1 protein-coding gene is annotated in these 306 nt (G+C 63.7%); it reads right to left on the bottom strand.

The features are described from left to right. A partial coding sequence (locus ASU23_RS24230; protein WP_216637134.1) for an LLM class flavin-dependent oxidoreductase occupies positions 1-306 on the bottom strand: 306 nt, incomplete at both ends.

Raw genomic sequence — 306 nt, 5'->3', positions numbered from 1 at the left:
TCCGGATGTCCGACGCCTACGCCGAGCAGGAATCGCCCCGGGTGCGCGGCTTCGAGTCGGTGATAGGACTCCGCCACCTCAGCCGCAGGTGAGGACCAGATGTTGACGATTCCGGTTGCCACGGTGATGTGCTCGGTCGCGTCGAGAAGTTTCTCGGCGATCCGTAGATCGGCGGGTGGGGAGCCGCCGATCCAGATGGTGCCGAAACCGAGTTTCTCGATCGCAGTTCCCAGCTCGGGCGGCAAACCAGCCGCTCCTCGCCAGATTCCGTAGGTGCCCAGGTCAGGTGTTTTCGTAGTCTCCGTC

This window comes from Rhodococcus sp. KB6 (assembly GCF_001445685.1).
In the GTDB taxonomy this organism is placed as follows: Bacteria; Actinomycetota; Actinomycetes; order Mycobacteriales; family Mycobacteriaceae; genus Rhodococcus_F; species Rhodococcus_F qingshengii.
The sequence above is the reverse complement of the archived record's forward strand: the minus strand, read 5'-3'. Positions and strand labels throughout refer to the sequence as shown.